Below are 2,055 nucleotides of genomic sequence, written 5' to 3'. Positions count from 1 at the left end.
GCAGGCCGGTCTGTTCGCGGTGGAGTCGGCCCTGTTCGCCCTGGTGTCCTGGCTGGGGGTGCGTCCGGATGCGGTGATGGGGCACTCGGTGGGCGAGATCACGGCGGCCTGGGCGGCGGGGGTGTTCTCCCTGGAGGACGCCTGTGTCCTGGTCGCGGCGCGCGGTGGGCTGATGCAGGCGGCCCGTTCGGGTGGTGCGATGGTCGCGATCGCCGCCCCCGAGAGCGAGGTCACCGAGCACCTGGCCGCGTATGTGGGGCGGGTGTCGGTGGCGGCGGTCAACGGGCCCGCCGCCGTGGTGGTCTCCGGCGACACCGACGCCGTGACCGAGATCGCCGACCACTTCCGCGAACAGGACACCCGCACCAAGCGCCTGACCGTCTCCCACGCCTTCCACTCACCCCACATGGACACGGCCGCCGAAGCGTTCGAGCAGGCCCTGTCCGGGATCACCTTCCACGAACCCTCCCTGGCCGTCATCTCCAACATCACCGGAGCCGTGGCCGAGCCGGAGACCCTGACCACCCCCGCCTACTGGGCACGGCACATCCGGGCAGCCGTCCGTTTCCACGACGGCATCACCACCCTCCATACCCGTGGCATCACCACCTACCTGGAGCTGGGCCCGGACCCGGTCCTGACCTCCATGGTCCGTGACACCCTTGACGCCCTGGATGGTCAGGGCGCCGCCGTGGCGGCGGCGTGTGTGCTCCAGAAGGGGAAGGACGAGACCCGGACGATGCCGCGTGCCCTGGCCGTGGCGTTCGCCTCCGGTGCCGAGACCGACTGGGCCCCGCTGCTGGGCACCGGTCGGCGGATCGCCCTGCCGACCTATGCCTTCCAGCGCAAGCGGTACTGGATCGACGTCCCCGACCTCACAGCCCCGACCACCGGCACCGGCACCGGCACCGTCACCGACGCCCCGACCGACGCCGAGTCCGTGGAATCCGAGGAGGACGGCGACGAGGCGGACCAGATCCTGGGGGAGTGGGCGCAGAAGCTTCGAACCCTGAGCAGCAAAAAGGGTGACCAGCTCCGCCAGAAGTTGATCACCGACCTGGTGTGCCGTCATACGGCGCAGATCCTCGCGTACGAGAGTGCCGAGGCGGTCGATCCGACCCTGCCGTTCCGCGATCTGGGCTACAACTCGCTGACGTCGGTGGAGCTGCGCAGTCGGCTGGCCGCCGACCTCGGCATCGCCCTGCCGTCCTCCCTCGTCTATGACTACCCCACCCCCGAGGTGCTGGCCCGGCACATCGTGCGGGACCTGGTGGAGGCACCGGACCCGCAGACCGTCGATGCCGTGCTCTCCGGTCTCGACGACTCCTCCGACGAACCGTTGGCCGTGATCGGCATGGGGTGCCGCTACCCGGGCGGCGTGGTGTCGCCGGAAGGACTCTGGGACCTGGTTTCCGGCGGGGTGGACGCGATCGGGGAACTGCCCGGGGACCGGGGCTGGGACCTGGACGAGCTGTACGACCCGGAGCGGGGCCTGTCGGGCAAGACGTACACCCGGCACGGCGGTTTCGTGTACGACGCCGACACCTTCGACGCCGAGTTCTTCGGGATCAGCCCGCGCGAGGCCCAGGCGATGGACCCCCAGCAGCGGCTGCTGCTGGAAACGACGTGGGAGGCCCTGGAGCGGGCCCGGATCGTGCCCGGTTCGCTGAGGGGCAGCCGTACGGGTGTGTTCGTCGGGGCGATGACGCAGGAGTACGGCCCGCGGCTGTACGAGTCGGCCGGCGGGTCGGAGGGTTATCTCCTGACGGGGACGACGGCGAGTGTGGCGTCGGGTCGGGTTGCTTATGCGTTGGGTCTTGAGGGTCCGGCGGTGACGGTGGACACGGCGTGTTCGGCGTCGTTGGTGGCGTTGCATCTGGCGGCGCAGTCGTTGCGCAGTGGTGAGTGCGGGCTTGCTCTTGCGGGTGGGGCGACGGTGATGGCGTCGCCGGGGATGTTCGTGGAGTTCTCGCGTCAGCAGGGGTTGTCGGGGGACGGGCGGTGCAGGGCGTTCTCGTCGGATGCGGACGGGACGGCGTGGGGCGAGGGTGTCGG

1 protein-coding gene is annotated in these 2,055 nt (G+C 70.4%); it reads left to right on the top strand.

Annotation, left to right across the window (positions count from 1 at the left end):
• The coding region (locus tag EAO76_RS47100; RefSeq protein ID WP_262376225.1) for a beta-ketoacyl synthase N-terminal-like domain-containing protein at positions 1-2,055 on the top strand (2,055 nt) is incomplete at both ends.

Origin of the sequence: Streptomyces sp. sk2.1, assembly GCF_008120935.1 — a bacterium.
In the GTDB taxonomy this organism is placed as follows: domain Bacteria; phylum Actinomycetota; class Actinomycetes; order Streptomycetales; family Streptomycetaceae; genus Streptomyces.
This window is presented reverse-complemented; position numbering and strand designations above follow the sequence as displayed.